Consider the following 18,106-nt stretch of genomic DNA (forward strand, 5'->3'; position numbering starts at 1 on the left):
TTATAAAGATTTTACTGATTATAGGGTTTACCAATAGTTATTAATAAATATATTATTTAATTAGTGGTGAGATATTTTTTAAGAATTTCTCTACAAACTCTATTCTTTGTTCAGCGGTTTTAGTGCTTTTTGTGATGAGTAGATCTTGTTCTTTCGTAATTCTAAAATCAGCGGGTTGAGCCTGAATTAGCTTTATTAGTTTTTGAGGCTCAAATTTAGTAGTGTTAGCAAAATTAATCTTACCAGATGTGGTAAACATTTTTATTTGTCCAATACCTAAATTTATAGCATCAATTTTTATGTGAGCAATTTTTAAAAGATATAATACTTCAACAGGTAGCCTGCCAAAACGATCAATAAGTTCAATTTTTATATTTACTAATTCTTTATGATCGGCTTTTGAAATTCGCTTATAAATATTTAATCTAGTATTTACATCACTAATATAGTAATCAGGAATTAGCGTTGGGATATTAAGTTCAACTTCACAAACAGTTGAGTTAATGACATCTTCAATATTTAGCTCCTTACCAGCTTTAAGATTAGCAATCGTTTTATCTAAGAGATCCATATATAGATTTAGACCTATACCATCAATATTACCACTTTGTTCTTGTCCAAGAATCTCTCCAGCCCCACGAATTTCTAAGTCATGATTTGCGAGTGTGAAGCCACCTCCAAGTGAATCAGTGCTACCAATAGCCTCTAACCTTTTTATAGCATCTTTCGTAATACTACCTTCACTGGGAACTAACATATATGCGTAAGCTTGATGGTGTGAACGTCCAACTCTGCCTCTTAACTGATGTAGCTGGGCTAGACCTAGATTATTAGCATCTTCGATAATTAAAGTATTAGCATTTGGAATATCAATACCTGTTTCAATAATTGTGGTACAAAGTAGTATGTGATATTTGTTATGCTTAAAGTCAAACATAACTTTTTGGATTTCTTTTTCACTCATCTGACCATGTGCTATAGCTATTCTTAAACGTGGGAATAGTTCTTCGAGAATTTCTTTTTTCTTTTGGATAGTATCGACTTTATTATAAAGATAGAAAATTTGTCCACCACGAATGGTTTCACGACTTACAGCTTCACGAATTATATTATTATCATATTCCTTAACAAATGTTTTTACAGATAAACGTTTAGCAGGAGGTGATGCAATAATTGACAAGTCACGAAGTGCTGAAAATGCCATACTTAAACTACGAGGAATAGGTGTGGCTGACATAGTTAATATATCTATTTCAGCCTTTAGAGCTTTTAGTTTCTCCTTTTGTGCAACACCGAAACGATGTTCTTCATCAATAATTAATAAGCCTAAATTATTAAAGTCAATCTTTGAGGATATAAGTTTGTGTGTACCAATCACTATATCAACGGTACCTTTTTTGAGATTATCAAAAAGCTCTTGTTGAGCTTTTGCTGTTTTTGAACGAGTAATAACCTCGATATTTACAGCAGTATTAGCAAACCTGTCTTTAAAACTATTGTAGTGTTGTTGAGCTAAAATAGTTGTAGGTACTAGAATAGCTACTTGTTTTTGATTTTGAGTTGCTAGAAATGCTGCCCGCATCGCAATCTCTGTTTTTCCAAAACCAACATCACCACAAATAAGTCTGTCCATTGGCTTAGCAGATATCATATCTTTAAAGACATCATTTATCGCTAAGAGTTGATCAGGCGTTTCTTCATATGGAAAATCTGCACAGAATCGTAGATATTCTTCTTCATCTAAAGAATTGCTGAATCCTTGTCGCATTTCTCTTTTTGCATATATTTCTAAGAGATTTGCAGCAACATCGATAATCTTTTTTATAGTCTTTTCTTTTTGCTTTTTCCATTTATCTGAACCAAGTTTATTTAATGCTATTTTTTCAGTAACAGAAGAGTTATAAATAGAAATTAGATTTAATGAAGTGATTGGCACATAAATTTTTGCATCATTTGCATATCTTAGAAGTATAAACTCATCTTTTTTACCATTTAATTCAATACTTTCTAAGCCTTCGTATCTGCCAATACCATGATCAATATGGACTACATGCATTCCGGGTTTTAGATCTGTCAGATCTTTAAGGTCAACAGTAGGGTGATGATCATGTTCTGATATTTTAGAAGAGTTTTGAATATGCTCAGGAAAAAGATCTGATTCAGTAATTAATATGATTTTCTTATCAATTATTACACCTTCTTGAAAAGGTGAGATAATTAAGCAAAATTTATCTTTGGTTTTAAGAGCCTCGTCAAAACTTTTTGCAATTCTTATATTTAACTGTAACTTATTCAAATGTTCTAAAAGTATCTCACCACGTCCATTCGAATCAGTTGAAAATATAACTTTATCAAAATTAGAGCTATCTATTAATTTTTGTAAATCCCTAAAAGGATTAGCTAATTTATAGTTTGCTGAGATTTTTTCTAGATGATCTATATTTAGAGTTTTAGACTTAGATTTTTGTTGTTGGAACCATTTGATATGTTGATGTTTTTCATACAGATCTTTGACTTCTTTTTGTGAATAAAAAAGTTCTTGATATGGTAAAACAGGTCTATCAATATCATGCTTTAACTCGTTATATCTATATTTAACCTCTTCTGAGAATGCTTCAATTGAGTTGCTAATATTGTCAATAAGGTGGATATTTGCAGACTTTGGTAAGTAGTCAAATAGACTAACAAGTTCAGGATAAAATAATGGTAAATAGAATTCTATACCGCTAAAGTATTCATTATTTTTTATATACCTTGCAATAGTTGAATTTTGCGATTGTTCGCCACATTGTATTTTGAGTTTTTCTAATGCAAAAGAAGTATTTTGTGAATTATAAATCAGCTCATGTGAAGGCATGATGTTTATAGATTTTATTTCTTTGCCGGAGCGTTGAGTTTCTGTATCTAGCTCTTTGATTGTATCAACTTCATCATCAAAGAGATCAATTCTAAAAGCTACTTTTGATCCAACTGGGAAAATATCAATAATACTACCACGGATACTAAACTCACCTTTTTCAAAAACATTGTTTACTAAGGTATATCCAGCTTCGGTTAGTAATACTTTTTGTTTGGTTATATCTAGAGTATCACCAATCTTGAGTATGAAACTATGTTCTTTGATAAACTTGGCAGGTGGAAGTTTTCTTAATGTATTTGAAATACTTGTTATTACTAGAGTATTTTTAGGATTCTGTGTAAGTTTATGCAATATTTCTTGTCTTCTTGAGATAATGTCTATTGCTGCAGAGAATCTATCATAAGGTAGTATTTCTAAGTTAGGAAAATAGAATACTTCTATTTTTGAGTCTTTATTTAGATACTTTAATTCATCATAAACTCTATGCGCTTGTTGAGAGTCTTCAGCAACTATTAGATTAAATTCTCTATTTTGTTTAAGATATTCATTAAACAGAATGCTAAAAGAAGAACCATAAGCATTGGACACAATAGTATCTTTTGCAGATATTTGATTATTGAGCATTAAAATTTAGTAGATTAGAAATTATTAGAATAAATAATAATATAAATTAGTCTCTATCGCCAGCTACAGCACCAAAGATTTGTAGTAGAGTTACGAAGATATTAAATAGAGAAACATATATATTAACAGTTGCTAGGATATAGTTAGTTTCTTCACCTCTTACTATAGCATTTGTTTGCCATAAGATAAATCCACCAGAGATAAATGCAAACACTAGCGAAATTACAAATCCTAAAGCAGGTATTTGTAAGAAGATGTTAAGCACTAAAGCAACTATTGCAACAATAGCACCTATAGCACAGAATGATCCTACTCTATTAAAGTTTCTAGCAGGGCTCATAGCAACTGCAGATAGACCTAAGAAAATTAGACCTGTAGTACCAAAAGCCATCATTATAAGCTCAGCACCATTTGAGAACTGATGAATATATAAATTTAGAATTGGACCTAATGAGTAGCCTAAAAGTCCTGTTAGTGCAAATGTAAGTACAATCCCCCATGGCGAGTTTTTAGTGGCATTAATACCAAATAGCAGACCAATGTAAGCTATCAATAAAATTAAGGGGTTAAGCATAAATCCTGCACCATTAGATGCTTGTACAAAAGCAATATAAGCAGTAAATGCACTAAATAGTAGCGTCATTGATAGTAACCAATATGTATTTCTAAGAACTCTATTAGCTCTTAGTACAGACTCTTGTGATAGGGAGTCTATTACACGAGTATTATTTTCAAAGTTATTCATTTTTTCTCCTTTTTTAAATGTTTTATATATGAATAAAATTCAATCAGATCTGATTATAGCATATTTGTATATTCTTAAATATGGGGCGAGAAGCTAAATTTACAAGAAAATTATTTATAGGCTAATAGAAATATCATATAAGAAGGATACGAATATTAAAGAAGAAAATATTAGGTACAGTAGACTAGTTGTGATAACTTCGTTTTTACCACCAGCAAGTATTTTACCTAATGAAAAATATATAGGTACAATAAAAATATTTAAAACCAAAGCTAGTATCGTTGCCACAATTAGAGCTAGGTTACAAAAGAGAGTATTGTTTGTGAAAATGGCTATCATTAAAATAAAAACTCTTAAGGTTTTTATGTAGAGCATTGTCTTTATGATGTGAGACTTCGTAATTGATTCTATACGTAAAGTTATTAGTTTGAATCGCCATCCAAAATATATGATTATGCATATAAAGTATCCTGCTAATAAAAATGAGAATGTACTTAAAGGAGAGTTAAGATATTTTGGATCTACTACATTTTCATATCTAAGAAAACTAAGATAAAAGATTTTATTCGCTGCTAGAAGTCCTAGACTAAAATATATGTATTTTAGGAGGTTTGTACCACTTTCTTTATTATTTGAGATGGTAAGGATATGAAGATATATCAAAGAAATTGGTAATATGACCAAATTTATACTACTAAATACATTTAGGTTTTGTAATAAGTAAAATAAAACAAAAGAGAATATAAAGAATATTAATAATACTCCATAAAAGCTAATGTCAATTCGTTCAGTTTGGTTTGTTAGAGATGTGTTAAGTTTGTAACTGTTCTTTAAGAAAAAAACTAGTAAAAATATAGCTATGAATAAATAAAATATTTTAAAATTATATAAGTTTTTGAATATTGTAATATAGGTGATAATACCTATTGCTATACCAAGTAAAGCGCTAGAATACACGCCTATAAACCCATACATTCTACGTAAATCTGTTTTTAGATAAAAAGCACTTAAGTTAAAAAGAAGATTAACTATCACTATAGCTATTCCAATCCATAAGACAGAACAGCTAAATAATGTTATGTTATCAATAAATGAGAGAATCATAGCTATAATTATAAGCTGTAGTCCATGAACTATTGATTTGGTTGAACCAAAAAGATAGTTGCTGATACAGCCAAAAATTCCAGCAAAAAAAATGACAAAGAGATAGTCATTCCTATTATAGAATAAATCAATATCACCATAACTATTTAGAATAGTCATGAAAGGTCCAATACATAAGCACAGGCAAAATGTCATAAAGGCAATGATATGTAGACCCTTAGGTTGCTTAAAATGAATATTTACTTGAGATATTTTTTTAATATTTCTCATTATTTAAGTACTAACTCTTGTAATTTAGTTAAATAATTCTGTTCATCTGGTAGAGTATTGTATTTTTGTGACAGCCACATTTCCTCTGCTAGATAGTCTATCATAAGATGGTGTACTTTATGCTCATCATTGTTGTTTTTACTAAGTAGTTGATGATATGTGGTATTTATCCCGATAGGGCGATTAGTTTGTACTTGTTCAATAATTGCTAAGTGAAGGCTAATATGCAAAAAAGGATTTATTTGTCCCATTTCAGGCGAATAATCTTTGTCAATGTTTTCAATAGTAATTTGTTTATGATACTCAGGGTGTAACTCTATTATTCTAGATATTTGTTCTTCAATGGCTGTGAGTGGTTTTTTATCTAAAAACTTAGCCCAACTATCTATAAAAAGCTTACGAAGTTCATATCTGTCTTGAGAGAGAATCATAAATATTTTTCCTTATCCTTAAATTCACAGTATTCAAAAATTATACAATTACGACATTTAGGTTTTTGAGCTGTGCATATATATCTACCATGTAGTATTATCCAATGGTGTGCATCTTGAAGATACTGTTTTGGAATTACACGTAAAAGTTTTTTTTCAACCTCATTAACATTTTTACCTTTGGCTAACGGTATGCGATTTGCAAGCCTAAAAATATGAGTATCAACCGCCATAGTTGGTTGATTAAATGCTGTGTTAAGAACTACATTTGCAGTTTTTCTACCGACACCCGCTAGAGATATTAGATCATCGAAGTTATCAGGAACTTGGCTATCAAATTTTTCGATTAAATCTTTACATGTTGTGATTACGTTTTTTGCTTTAGTTTTATATAATCCAATAGATTTAATATATTGGGCTAGCTTTTGTTCTCCAAGAGCGTATATTTGCTCTGGAGTATTAGCTATTTTATATAAAACTTGTGTTGCCTTATTCACGCTGACATCAGTAGCTTGAGCTGATAAAATAACCGCAATTAATAGTTCAAAATTTGATGAATATTCTAACTCAGTTGTTGGACTAGGATCATTTTGTTTCCAAGTTTCAAAAATTTGTATTCTCTTCTGTCTATTCATTATTTGGTGTAGATTTTTTTCTATTTTTATATTTTGCTAATGAAGCCGCAATATAAGCCTTTTTATCTATTTCTTGAGCAGTAGCAATATTTTTATAGACAGCTCTTTGCTTGGCTTTTGTTTGACTTACTCTATATTTGTGGTACTCATATCTATCTCTGAAATGATTCTTTTGGTGAGTATATTGTTTCTCATCAAGATTATAAGGTTGCATATCTGTGGCTAAATCAACTAGAGATATACAATCCATAGGACATGGTTCAATACAAAGTTCACAACCAGTACATTCTGACTCAATTATAGTGTGCATCAGTTTTTTTGAACCAACAATAGCATCAACAGGACATGCAAGTAAACATTTCTCACAGCCAATACACATAGACTCATCAATTTTTGCTACACCACGAGGTTTGTGTTGACCAAGTGAGTCATCAAGTGGTATCTCAGGTTTATTTAAAAGTTTAGATAATTCTTTTAAAGTCTTTTCTCCACCGGTTATACACTTATTATGATTTTCGCCATTCGTAATAGCTTTAGCATAACTATAGCAATCATCATAAGTACATTTTTGGCACTGTGTTTGCGGTAATATTTTATCTATTGCTTCTATGGATATAATCATTTTAATATAGTTCTATATTTGTTTTGGTTTCTATACTTTTTATGTAACTATTAATATTATCAGGAACCTCAAGTAAATCCCTAGCCATGGTTAGTATGAAGAATATTGGAAAAATATTTATATCATCCCAAGAAAAATTATCTCCATTGATGAAAGGTGTTTTGACAAAAGACTCTATCTCTTTGAGGATTTTATTAATTGCTATAATTGAGTCGTAGGGAGGATTTTTAAGTAAAGAATCAAAATCCCCAATGTATTGAGATTTCTTGTCTATAAAATACTCTTTTGCACTTTGTGTTGGGAAATCACATTCATTACGAGGATGATGAGGAATACGCGGGTATACTATTCTACGATAATGTTCTGCTAATTTAGTAACAGAGTCTGTAACAGAGTTATCAATCGTTGACTCTGCTATCTCGAAATTTTGAGTTTTTGCTATAAACTTACAGATTTCATCACTCTCTTTTATAAATGTCCCATCATCTTTTTCTAAGAAAGGAACTTGCTTGGAGCCAATTCTGTCTATATGGGCTTTTTCGTCATCATTTGCTAATATTATCATCTCATAATCTAATTTGCTTAGATCAGCCACTAGTCTAACTTTTATGCAGTATGGGCAGTGATGGTAAAGATATATTTTCATAACTTTTGTATTTCTATCTCAAAACTTAGGTGTAATTATAACACTTATAAAAGTTAGGTAAATGTCTTTAAATCTTAATGATATTTATAGATTATAAATTTAAGTATTTAATCTGAGTTAAAAAGTTATATTAGCAGGTGAGTGTTTCCAATAATCTTGACTTTTACCCATTTTATAGCCTAATTCAAATAACTGATTCATTTCTAGATTATTAAATGGTTCTTTTGTAATTGGAATATAGTCATATGGAATATAGGTGAAGTTATATTTAAGTCCATCTTTCATACTTAGGTAGTATATTCTGAACAAATCACCTATACCTTGAGATGTAGTTAGTGTGAATAATGCTTTAGTACCTATAGATAGGAAGCTTTGATCAACTGGCTCATATTCTTTATATATTTTGCTGTTACGGATTATATATATAGATTTATTTATTTTATCACTGTTATGAATTTTGCTGAGAGCTTCAGAGAAGTCAACACTAAATCCATATAAGAATACCTCTGTCATCATACTACCATCGACATGTAGCTCATCATAGTTTTTATCTCCTACTTTTACATCAAACTTGACAGGTGGGAATGCTATGGGTATTGATGCAGATGCTAACAATATTTTTCTAATGAGAGCTATAGATTTTTCTTTATCTGGCTGAATCGCAATTTCTCCAATATTCCAAATGTTTACTCTTTGGTTATCAAGATTAGTAGTACCTATATATAGTCTTCTACCTTGATTATGAGCTTTGATAATCTCTTCTAAAATGTCTTCATTTAAGTATTTTTCAATAAGTTTTTCTAGGGGGGTTGTAGAAGCTAATGAGGCAGATCTGCCTAATAAAGCATCTGTGATATTGATTTCAAAGACATCTTTAGCCGAAATTGTTGTAAAAGCATATGTTAGCTGAGGGTCTACGTCTTTTCCTAAAAAAGCAAATGGAGCTACCAGGGCACCGGTACTAATACCTGTGACTAAATAAAATTCAGGTCTTTTACCAGATTTTGTCCACCCAGTCACGTAGCCTGCGCTGAATGCACCATCACTACCACCACCAGAAAGAGCCAAAATATTTATCTCAGGGTTTTCACCTTGATTTGACAAGTATTTTTTTAAACTCTGTTCTAAATCATTTTGGAAATATTCATTTTTTCCATATCCATGAGCCCTAATTGTTTCATAGCCTTTAATTTTGGCTTGTTCGGCATATTCTTTTGGGACAGGATTCCTTTTTACAGAACAATTAGTAACAGTCAGAGTTAATAGTATTAAAAATATATTTCTAAGTAAAGTCATAATAAGTTATTTACTGTTTTCTGGTTAGTTATTATTATCTACAGATAGAGCAGGTAAGCTACTAATCTAAAAGTTATTAGATGATATCATAATTTATGATTAATATATAAAATTAAATCTTTATTTTTATCTAATAGAAAGTTGTTCGCTATAATTCTATATTTCTTTTTTATTAAATACGTAATAGTATAAAAATATTCTATTTTCTAAAGGGGTTATATGTTAAAAGATTTAAGAACAAAACAAAGCTTTACAATTGCTGCTATAACATTTTGGGGTCAGTTTGCCACTTACAGTTTCAATGCTATTTTAATTTTGTATCTGACAAAGTCTGTACTAGATTATGGTATTGGTTTTTCTGAGAGTCATGCTTACTCATTTCAGGGTATTTATAAAGCAATGAATTATGCAATTATTATGTTTGGTGGGTATATTGCGGATAGGTACCTTGGTTTGAGAAGATCAATATTCTGGGGTAGTTTACTATTAGCTTTTGCATACTTAGCTGTATTTTTAAGTGGTTTCATGGTCCATGTAAGTAATGAATTTTTTATTTTTGCATTTGCTTTGGTTCCAGTCTGTGGGTCATTATCAATGGGTACTGCATCTGCAATGGTTTCTAAAATTTATAGCACAGATCCTGTTCATGCAAAAAGTGGTATGACTATGTTTTATATATCTATTAATTTAGGTAGTTTGTTAGCATACTTAGTAGCACCCTCATTGATAGGATATCAATTTGGTGCTCTAGCTGTATTGGGTATAGTCTTTGTTGGTAAATTAATAGCTATAGCAAACTTTTCTTATAGGTATAAAATTTATGATAATGTTGTTGATGAAGCTGACAAAAGTCCGATGACGATCATAGCCAAGAAGGTCGTTTTAGGGTATTTAGCCATAGTATATATTTTTACAGTAGTTTGTTATCACTACCCAGATTATGCAAATGTTGTAGTTGCAGGTATTAGTATACTTTGCTTAGTGATATTTTTATTTAGAACAATTTTTTTCTTAAAAGACGATGTACGGATTAAGCAAATAGTAGGTTTGATATTAATAATTGTAGCTGTAGTATTTTTTGTTATCTATAATCAGATGGAATCTACTCTTGTTATGGCCGCAAAGAATAATTCTGATCTTTTAATGTTTGGCTTTAGTGTCAATCCAGCAAGCTATCAAATGGTTAATCCAATTTTGATAATATTTGGTGGGATGCTACTTATAAGAATATATCCATTGTTACCGAGATTTTATATATCTTACCAATTTGCAGTAGGAGTCTTGTTAGCTGCTATTGGTTTATTTGTAATGTATTATGGCTTCTCTCATGATAATAATGGGATCATAAGTGGTAACTATATTACTTTATCATATATTTTGATTTCCATATCAGAGCTGTTTGTAAGTGCGATTGGCCTTAGCATGATAGGTATTTATTGTGATGGTAAGACTATAGGTTTTGCTATGGGTGCATGGTATATATCTGCTTCTATGGCAAATTCTATTACAGGATTATTAAACCAAGTTGTTGCTCTTCCGGAAGATGGAATCAGCACAGTAGAGAGTGCTAGTTTGTATCAGACTTATTTTTTTGATACGAGTATTAGTGTTATGTCTATAGGGATATTTGTACTTGTACTTGCATATTTTTTGATAAGATTTATGAAAAGAAGGAAAATAGATTTTGTGTAAGTATTAGCCTAAGTCAGGAGCACTAAAGCTTCTTTTAGCAGCTTCTTGGTCTAACATGTATAAACCACCATCTTTAACTAGCTTAATTTTGTTTATCATATCGTTAACAGTAGCTTCTTCTTCAACTTGTTCGTCAATGAACCACTGTAAGAAACTCTTAGTAGCATGTTCTCTTTCTTCTAGTGCTATATCCATCAAGCAATAAAATCTATTAGTAACTTCTTGCTCGTGCTCAAGAGTTGCTTCAAAAGCCTCAAGCAATGAGTTGAAATGATTCTGAGGAGCAGAGACAGATTTAACTTCTATGCGACCATTTTTGTCGTTTATGAATTTCATAATTTTTTTAGCATGGAAAAGCTCTTCTTCATACTGCGCCATAAACCAATTAGTAAAACCACCAAGGCCTAAATCTTCAGTATATCCAGCCATAGCTAGATAAAGATTAGCTGATTCAAGTTCATAATTGAACTGATCATTTAGAGCATCTAATAATTTTTGTGATAGCATGACATTTTCCTCATTGTTTATAATTTACGGATTAAGTTTAAATGTTTTTAGCATCATCTGCAAATTTATAGGCGAAATGATTTTTGGATATTGGATAAGTTATTTTTGTTGAGAGAATATAATCTTAAAGTAAATATTTATAAATAGGAGTTTATATTTTATAATGTAGTCAAAATTACGGATTTATAAAAGTTTCAATAATTACATGAAAGAAATATCTAGTATAAAAGTGAAAGTTGAGAGTGGTACAAAATACACTACAGACCATGGTTTCCACGCTGTCAAAGATGGTATTAGAAACAAAAAAGAAAATTCTGTACATATACGCAAACCAGAATGGTTAAAGGTAAAGAAGCAAGATTCGAAAGAGTATTTGAAAGTTAAGTCTATAACCAAAAAACATAAATTAGCAACTGTTTGTGAAGAAGCAAAGTGTCCAAATATTAATGAGTGTTGGTCTCATGGAACAGCTACAATTATGCTAATGGGAGCAGTGTGCACCAGAGCATGTAAGTTTTGTTCTGTTGATACGGGTAACCCAAAAGGTTGGCTAGATAAAGAAGAACCCCAGAATACAGCAGAAAGTGTTAAACTTATGAATCTAGAGTATGTTGTATTAACATCCGTGGATCGTGATGATTTAGAGGATGGTGGAGCTGGACATTATGCTGATACAATAACAGCTATCAAGAAACTAGATGAGAATATAAAAGTTGAGGCTTTGACTCCTGATTTTGCGGGAGTTAAACAGAATGTTGATAAAATCGTTAATACAAAAGTTGATGTAATAGCTCAAAATATAGAGACTGTAGAACGTTTGACGCATCCTGTACGTGATCCTAGAGCTGGATATTGGCAAACACTAGAGTTTTTGAGATATGTCAAAGAAAAAGCACCTAGTGTACTAACTAAAACTAGTATTATGGTTGGTCTTGGTGAAACCGATGAAGAAATTTATAAGACAATGGATGATGCTCGAAGTGTTGGCGTGGATATAATAACTCTTGGTCAGTATATGCAGCCGACAAAGCATCATCTAAGTGTGGAGAGGTTTGTAACTCCTCAGCAGTTTGAAGAATATCGTAAGATTGGTCTTGAAAAAGGATTTTTAGAAGTTGCCTCTGGCCCAATGGTTAGATCAAGTTATAGAGCTGATAGAGTTTTCAAAAGAAATAATCTAGATTTGTAAATAAAAATGTAAAGGTGAGTTTAAAATGTCAAAAATAGCGGTAGTGTTATCTGGTTGTGGCTATCTAGATGGTTCAGAGATACAAGAAACTGTTTTAACTATATTAGCTTTAGAAAAACAAGGTGTAGAGTGGCAGGGAGTTGCTCTTAATAAAAATCAAAAGCATGTTATTAATCATTTGCATCAAAATGTAGATAATAAGGCATCTCCGCGTAATATTTTAGAAGAGTCAGCACGAATTACTAGAGGCAATGTTATTGATATTGCAGATGCAGATAGTGATGAGTATGATGCAGTAATTTTCCCAGGTGGTTTTGGAGCTGCTAAAAATATTATGGATTTTGCATTTGTGGGTGATGAAAGCTATCAGATGGATGAAGATGTATTAACCTTTGCAAGAGCATTTTATCTAGCTGATAAGCCAGCAGGTTATATCTGTATTGCTCCTTTGATGATACCTTTAGTTTATCCAGAAGGTACAAAAGCAACCGTAGGAACAGATGATAGTACATCAGCAATCTTAGAGAAAAAAGGTGCAGAAGCTGTTATTATGGATGCAACAGATATATGTGTTGATGAGTCTGTAAAAGTTGTATCAACTCCAGCGTATATGTGTGCTAAAAATATTTTAGAAGCATCTCAAGGTATTGATAAATTAGTAGAAAAAGTGGTTAGTTATATATAAATTAAAATAGGTGTAAAAATGGCAGGTCATAGTAAATGGGCTAATATTAAGCATAAAAAAGCTAAAGAAGATGCTAAAAGAGGAAAAATTTTCACAAAGCTTATCCGAGAAATAACAGTTGCTGCAAGATTAGGTGGGGGCGATAAAGATGCAAATCCACGTTTGAGAGCGGCTATAGCAACAGCTTTTGCAAATAATATGAGTAAAGATACTGTTGAAAGAGCTATACTTAAGGGAGCTGGTGGAGATGATGGCGCTAATGTTGAAGAAGTGCGCTATGAAGGCTACGGACCTGGTGGAGTTGCTATAATAGTAGACTGTATGACTGATAATCGTAATCGTACAGTTGGTGAGGTTCGTCATGCGTTTACAAAAAGTGGTGGTAATTTGGGCACTGATGGTTCGGTTGCATATATGTTTACAAAAAAAGGTATTATCTCTTTTGCTCCAGGAGTTGATGAAGATGCTCTTATGGAAGTGGCTCTTGAAGCTGGTGCAGAAGATATTATTACCCATGAAGATGGAAGTATTGATGTTTTTACAGCACCTAATGACTTCTCAGATGTGCAAGAAGAATTGGTAGAAAAAGGATTTGAATCTGAAAGTGCTGAAGTAACTTTTGATGCTGAAACAAAGGCTGATATGGAAATTGAAGTGGCTGAGAAAGTTATCAATCTAATTGATAAGTTAGAAGATCTTGATGATGTGCAGAATGTATACTCTAATGCCAACTTCACTCAAGAGATTATGGAGCAATTAGGCTAAATATTCTATAGTAATACATTATGGTTTTTATTCTAAAATATTATACATAATTTATAAAAGCTTCTATCTATTGAGAATTATCTATAATAAAATTCTTCTAAGTTTGTCCAACAAAAATCTATAAATGGTAATCCTAGGAATAGATCCTGGTTCAAGAATAACAGGCTTTGGAGTTATAAAGATACAAGATAACAAAGTATACTATGTGGCAAGTGGCTGCATTCGTATTACGGAAACCGGTACTGCTAAAAGGCTCAAACAAATCGCCGATGGTATCACAGAAGTTATAAACATTTATGCTCCAGATGAATCTGCTATTGAGCAGATATTCATGTTTCAAAATCCTGGTGCAGCACTTAAGCTTGGACAAGCTCGAGGTGTAGCAATGTGTACTCTTGCTATTAATAACCTTGAAGTATCAGAATACTCAGCTAAGCAAGTTAAACAAGCCGTAGTTGGAACAGGTGGCGCAGCTAAGTCTCAAGTCCAACACATGATACAGTCAATATTAGGCTTAAGTAAAAAGCCACAAGAAGATGCAGCAGATGCTTTAGCTATAGCAATATGTCACTATCATAGTAGTAAATCTCTAGCTAGAATTGCTGGAGCTAGTCGAGTTGTACATAAAAGAATCAAATAGTATAAAAAAATAGTTGACCCTCACCTTTGGTAATACCTTAATATTCCTCCAACATATCAGAAAGAAAAAGGTTTTTTATGCGTTGGTATACAAAAGAAATTAGCAAATTGACAAATGTATCTGCCAAAACTTTACATCATTATGATAGCTTAGGCTTGCTAGTTATTTGTATAGATGTTCTAATATTCTTGTTCAATCAACTTAACTATTATATTTAATCGTTTCTGTTATAGTTAAATTTGTATTATCATCCTATCTTAGGAAATGTAAAATATTTACTTGGACGCACATTTTGGCAATAATCAGGTATCAGGTGATATTGCTGTAATTCTTGTTGATACACTTTATCTTCTTTAAAAACTTTCATTAGATTTTGAATCATAAACTTATGTAACCCTTGTGGAGGTGCTTTATTAACTGAATATGCAAAGTAAGCATTCAGACACGGGGCATAAAACATCATTGAAGTATATCCAGGAGTCAAGCCTGGGGTGAAAAAGACTATACCATAAGGAGTATTCATCCTGAAAAAACCTGCGCTATAGGCAGTTTTAGTCATATTTTTAGGAGTATCGCCATCTTTAGTAGTACTCCAATTTGAATTATTATGGAGTAATGAGTTGGTTTCTAAATTAATCTTTATCCATTTTACAATATTCTCTGGAGTTGATACTAATGCGCCAGCACTCTGAAGCCAAGAACCATTAATGCTTGTCATATTCTCTTTATTCTCATAATATCCTTGAACCATACCATTCATAATGGATTTAGGATAACGATGCGTCAAAAAATATGTCTGTTCTAAATCATACTGGTCTATTAGGGCGCTAAATAATAACTGAAGTTTTTGTCCAGTAACTTTTTCTAAAATTAATCCAAGCAATACATAGTTTGAATTTGAATATGCCCACCCATGTCCCGGGCGGAAGTTATCTGGATTTTTTTGAGCAATAGCAAGGAGCTCTTCTAAAGACCATTCCTTATTTGGATTTTTTGCTAATCGCTCCCACCAGTTTTTTGATTCTGTATAGTCAGCAATGCCAGATGTCTGGTTTAAAAGTTGAGCTATTGTTATTTTTTTCCATTTTTTATACTGTGGCAATATTTCTCCTACAGTTTCATTTAATGAAAGCTGCTTTCTATGTATTGCGTCAGTAACGAGCTTAGCTGTAAATGTTTTTGTAATGCTGCCAACCTGGAAAAGGTTTTTTGAAGTAATGTTTTAATTACTATTAATGCTAGTATCTCCAGCAACAATACTCACAGGCCTTTTATCATTTATAAGAAGAGCTGATAAGGATATAGCGCTTATATCGAAATGCTTTTTAGCATTTTCTAAAACTTGTTGCAATTTATCCTTTTTAATACTAGAGGCTTTATTAATTTGTAAAATAACTTCTTTGTTAGCTTGATCATGATTTGATTGTTGTTTATTATTACATCCGTATAATGTAACTATAAATACTATTATTAATAATTTTTTTGACACGTTGTGTCCTAAGCCTGAGGAATATAAAATTAGATTATAACCACATACTATTCACTTTAAAAGCGCGACTTCCAGCAAAGTACATTCTAATATTATACAAAATTTAACTTATCGAAATTAAATTTTTCTGCCACTTCTCAGCTGGATATGATCTGCAGATATATCTAAAATATATTTAGATAAGAAGTCTAATATGTTAGAGGTTTTCAACAAAAGATGGAAAACTCCTTGCGAAGAAATTAGTCTAAATTTAGATGAAGATCCTTTTGGTGAGTATGGTATTAAGATGGGTGAGAAAATTCATGCAGCTGTTTATAATCTTTATGGTAGGAGGTATGCGGGCTTAAAACATACTGTATGGAATAAAGGTTTTATGACTGGGAAACTTGAAAGCAGTATAGTTACTGAGAAAGTCATTAATTGGATAGATAAAGCTATGCAAGCTTACTTTTCAGTTAGACTAAACAAGATAGTCTTGTAGCAGAGCAGTTTGGACAGCTATTAAATGAAATTTTTGGCAATGAAGATAGTTTAAAACTAAACTTTTTTGAACAAATGTTTTATCATAAGAAAGTACCTGAAAAAACCAAAAAATGGGTCAAGCAAAATCAAAAGATCTTTTTATAGCTAATAGATTGATAAAATATTTGTTTATATAGTCTTCAGTGCTTATAATGGCGTTATTAAGATGATAATCAGTTTTATAAAATGAATTCAAAATACTATTTTAGAGCTTGTACAGTTTGGCTTATTGGTGCAACATTTTTCTTTTATGAGTTTTTCCTAAGAGTATTACCAAATTCATTACATCAGGAGATTATTGATAGTTTTCAAGCAACAGCGTTTAGTTTTTCATTATTTGGTGGAGCTTTTTATCTTTGTTATTCTGCCTTGCAAGTTCCAGTAGGATTTATATTTGATAAATATGGTATAAAAAAATCATTATTCTTTGCTACTATTGCATGTGCTTTAGGTGCTTTATTATTTTCTCTTACATCTAGTATATATGTTGCAATCTTTGCTAGATGTTTAATGGGGATTGGTGCTGCGTTTGGTTTCTTAGGATTGCTGATAATTTCAACACAATGGTTCCCTGTTAGATATATGGGGATTCTGTCAGGCTCTACGCAGATACTTGGAACTCTTGGTCCAATTTTAGCTGGTGGGCCATTATTGTTTTTTGTTAGCTATTTAGATAGTTGGAGATTAGTAATACTAATATCTGCTATTATTGGAATTTTTTTGGCCGCTCTAATTTTAATTTTTGTCAAAGAGGGCGCTAAAGCTGCTGAAACTCTAAGTAAACAAGAAGTAAATAGCGAAATTAAAGGTAATCTTTTAAATAAGAATCTAATTACTATATACGTTTATGCTTTCTTTATTTACTGTTCCATACCTACTTTAGGAGCTATATGGGGAGTAAGTTTGCTAGAAACTAAAGGTTTTACTGCAACTCAGGCATCATATTCTGTTGCATTTTTATGGTTAGGATTGGGTATTGGTAGTCCATTTTTTGGGTTTTTATATGACAAGTTTAAAAATAGAATTAATATGTTGTTCGTGGTATCTCTACTAGGATTTGTCTGTGTTTGTGTATTATTGTTTGTACAGTTAAATCACCTAATGAGCATGATAGTATTATTTTTGATAGGATGTGCAGCAGCAGGTCAGACGTTATCTTTTACAGTAATTGCTAATTACAGAGCAGAGAAACCAAAGTCGATATTTTTTGGTATAAACAATACAGCTGTTATGCTTTCAGGATTTGTTGTTCCTTTAGTCGTTGGAGTTTTGGTGAATAGTTTTGATTTAGATATTTCTGTTGCTCTTATGACCCTACCAGTTGCATTCTTAGTTGCACTTATGGTTAGTTTGAAGTTAAATACAATTCAAAAGTGCTAAGGAA

Annotated in this window: 19 protein-coding genes; 8 read left to right on the forward strand and 11 right to left on the reverse strand. The window is 31.5% G+C overall.

Annotated features, from left to right (window positions below; all coding sequences use genetic code 11):
• Positions 1 to 52: 52 nt before the first annotated feature.
• The 8 genes from mfd to F3D59_RS04100 all read right to left on the reverse strand — a co-directional run bounded on the left by mfd (position 53) and on the right by F3D59_RS04100 (position 9,233).
• Positions 53 to 3,484 (reverse strand): transcription-repair coupling factor, encoded by a 3,432-nt coding sequence (gene mfd, locus F3D59_RS04065; RefSeq protein ID WP_150463897.1) that lies wholly within the window; start codon positions 3,482 to 3,484, stop codon positions 53 to 55.
• Between the two features lie 46 nt (positions 3,485 to 3,530).
• Entirely contained in the window at positions 3,531 to 4,229 is a 699-nt protein-coding gene (locus F3D59_RS04070) for a Bax inhibitor-1/YccA family protein (protein WP_013923326.1), read from the reverse strand.
• A gap of 114 nt (positions 4,230 to 4,343) precedes the next feature.
• The gene (locus F3D59_RS04075; protein ID WP_150463898.1) at positions 4,344 to 5,603 is read right to left on the reverse strand and encodes a hypothetical protein; all 1,260 of its coding nucleotides are present in this window, start codon (positions 5,601 to 5,603) and stop codon (positions 4,344 to 4,346) included.
• The gene (locus F3D59_RS04080) at positions 5,603 to 6,034 is read right to left on the reverse strand and encodes a DUF1841 family protein (RefSeq protein WP_146421218.1); all 432 of its coding nucleotides are present in this window, start codon (positions 6,032 to 6,034) and stop codon (positions 5,603 to 5,605) included. The genes F3D59_RS04075 and F3D59_RS04080 overlap by 1 nt, the downstream gene beginning before the upstream one ends.
• Complete coding sequence (gene nth / locus F3D59_RS04085) at positions 6,031 to 6,669, reverse strand: endonuclease III (protein WP_149368113.1); 639 nt, start codon at positions 6,667 to 6,669, stop codon at positions 6,031 to 6,033. The genes F3D59_RS04080 and nth overlap by 4 nt, the downstream gene beginning before the upstream one ends.
• Positions 6,662 to 7,291, reverse strand: a complete 630-nt coding sequence (locus F3D59_RS04090) for an RnfABCDGE type electron transport complex subunit B (protein WP_150463899.1) — start codon at positions 7,289 to 7,291, stop codon at positions 6,662 to 6,664. The genes nth and F3D59_RS04090 overlap by 8 nt, the downstream gene beginning before the upstream one ends.
• Before the next feature lies 1 nt (position 7,292).
• Positions 7,293 to 7,937, reverse strand: coding sequence for a glutaredoxin 2 (grxB, locus tag F3D59_RS04095; protein WP_150463900.1), 645 nt, complete (start codon positions 7,935 to 7,937; stop codon positions 7,293 to 7,295).
• 117 nt (positions 7,938 to 8,054) lie between these two features.
• Entirely contained in the window at positions 8,055 to 9,233 is a 1,179-nt protein-coding gene (locus tag F3D59_RS04100) for a patatin-like phospholipase family protein (RefSeq protein ID WP_150463901.1), read from the reverse strand.
• 219 nt (positions 9,234 to 9,452) lie between these two features.
• Between F3D59_RS04100 and F3D59_RS04105 the strand changes: the two genes are divergently transcribed.
• On the forward strand, positions 9,453 to 10,925 hold the full coding sequence (locus tag F3D59_RS04105) for a peptide MFS transporter (RefSeq protein ID WP_150463902.1): 1,473 nt from the start codon (positions 9,453 to 9,455) through the stop codon (positions 10,923 to 10,925).
• 3 nt (positions 10,926 to 10,928) lie between these two features.
• Here the strand turns inward: F3D59_RS04105 and F3D59_RS04110 are convergent, their stop codons facing one another.
• Positions 10,929 to 11,432: a ferritin gene (locus F3D59_RS04110; RefSeq protein WP_150463903.1), complete on the reverse strand. Its 504-nt coding sequence runs from the start codon at positions 11,430 to 11,432 to the stop codon at positions 10,929 to 10,931.
• A 205-nt stretch (positions 11,433 to 11,637) separates the two neighbouring features.
• On the opposite strand from F3D59_RS04110, the gene lipA reads away from it, so the two are divergent.
• The 5 genes from lipA to F3D59_RS04135 all read left to right on the forward strand — a co-directional run bounded on the left by lipA (position 11,638) and on the right by F3D59_RS04135 (position 14,929).
• A complete protein-coding gene (gene lipA / locus F3D59_RS04115; RefSeq protein ID WP_150463904.1) occupies positions 11,638 to 12,621 on the forward strand; it encodes a lipoyl synthase in 984 nt (327 codons plus the stop codon).
• A 25-nt stretch (positions 12,622 to 12,646) separates the two neighbouring features.
• Positions 12,647 to 13,306 carry an isoprenoid biosynthesis glyoxalase ElbB gene (gene elbB / locus F3D59_RS04120; protein WP_150463905.1) on the forward strand — a complete coding sequence of 220 codons (660 nt, stop codon included), beginning with the start codon at positions 12,647 to 12,649 and terminating at the stop codon, positions 13,304 to 13,306.
• Between the two features lie 18 nt (positions 13,307 to 13,324).
• Positions 13,325 to 14,071, forward strand: a complete 747-nt coding sequence (locus F3D59_RS04125) for a YebC/PmpR family DNA-binding transcriptional regulator (RefSeq protein ID WP_150463906.1) — start codon at positions 13,325 to 13,327, stop codon at positions 14,069 to 14,071.
• Between the two features lie 124 nt (positions 14,072 to 14,195).
• On the forward strand, positions 14,196 to 14,711 hold the full coding sequence (gene ruvC, locus F3D59_RS04130; RefSeq protein WP_013923314.1) for a crossover junction endodeoxyribonuclease RuvC: 516 nt from the start codon (positions 14,196 to 14,198) through the stop codon (positions 14,709 to 14,711).
• Between the two features lie 77 nt (positions 14,712 to 14,788).
• A complete protein-coding gene (locus F3D59_RS04135; RefSeq protein ID WP_150463907.1) occupies positions 14,789 to 14,929 on the forward strand; it encodes a MerR family DNA-binding transcriptional regulator in 141 nt (46 codons plus the stop codon).
• 29 nt (positions 14,930 to 14,958) lie between these two features.
• On the opposite strand, the gene F3D59_RS04140 is transcribed toward F3D59_RS04135, so the two are convergent.
• Both F3D59_RS04140 and F3D59_RS04145 read right to left on the reverse strand, forming a co-directional pair.
• A complete protein-coding gene (locus F3D59_RS04140; RefSeq protein WP_150463908.1) occupies positions 14,959 to 15,930 on the reverse strand; it encodes a serine hydrolase domain-containing protein in 972 nt (323 codons plus the stop codon).
• A 3-nt stretch (positions 15,931 to 15,933) separates the two neighbouring features.
• The gene (locus tag F3D59_RS04145) at positions 15,934 to 16,200 is read right to left on the reverse strand and encodes a hypothetical protein (RefSeq protein WP_150463909.1); all 267 of its coding nucleotides are present in this window, start codon (positions 16,198 to 16,200) and stop codon (positions 15,934 to 15,936) included.
• 193 nt (positions 16,201 to 16,393) lie between these two features.
• Between F3D59_RS04145 and F3D59_RS04150 the strand changes: the two genes are divergently transcribed.
• The gene (locus F3D59_RS04150; protein ID WP_150463910.1) at positions 16,394 to 16,681 is read left to right on the forward strand and encodes a hypothetical protein; all 288 of its coding nucleotides are present in this window, start codon (positions 16,394 to 16,396) and stop codon (positions 16,679 to 16,681) included.
• Positions 16,682 to 16,908: 227 nt separating this feature from the next.
• Complete coding sequence (locus F3D59_RS04155) at positions 16,909 to 18,102, forward strand: MFS transporter (protein WP_146421229.1); 1,194 nt, start codon at positions 16,909 to 16,911, stop codon at positions 18,100 to 18,102.
• The last annotated feature ends 4 nt before the right edge of the window (positions 18,103 to 18,106 follow it).

Source organism: Francisella sp. XLW-1 (assembly GCF_008711455.1).
In the GTDB taxonomy this organism is placed as follows: Bacteria; Pseudomonadota; Gammaproteobacteria; order Francisellales; family Francisellaceae; genus Francisella; species Francisella salimarina.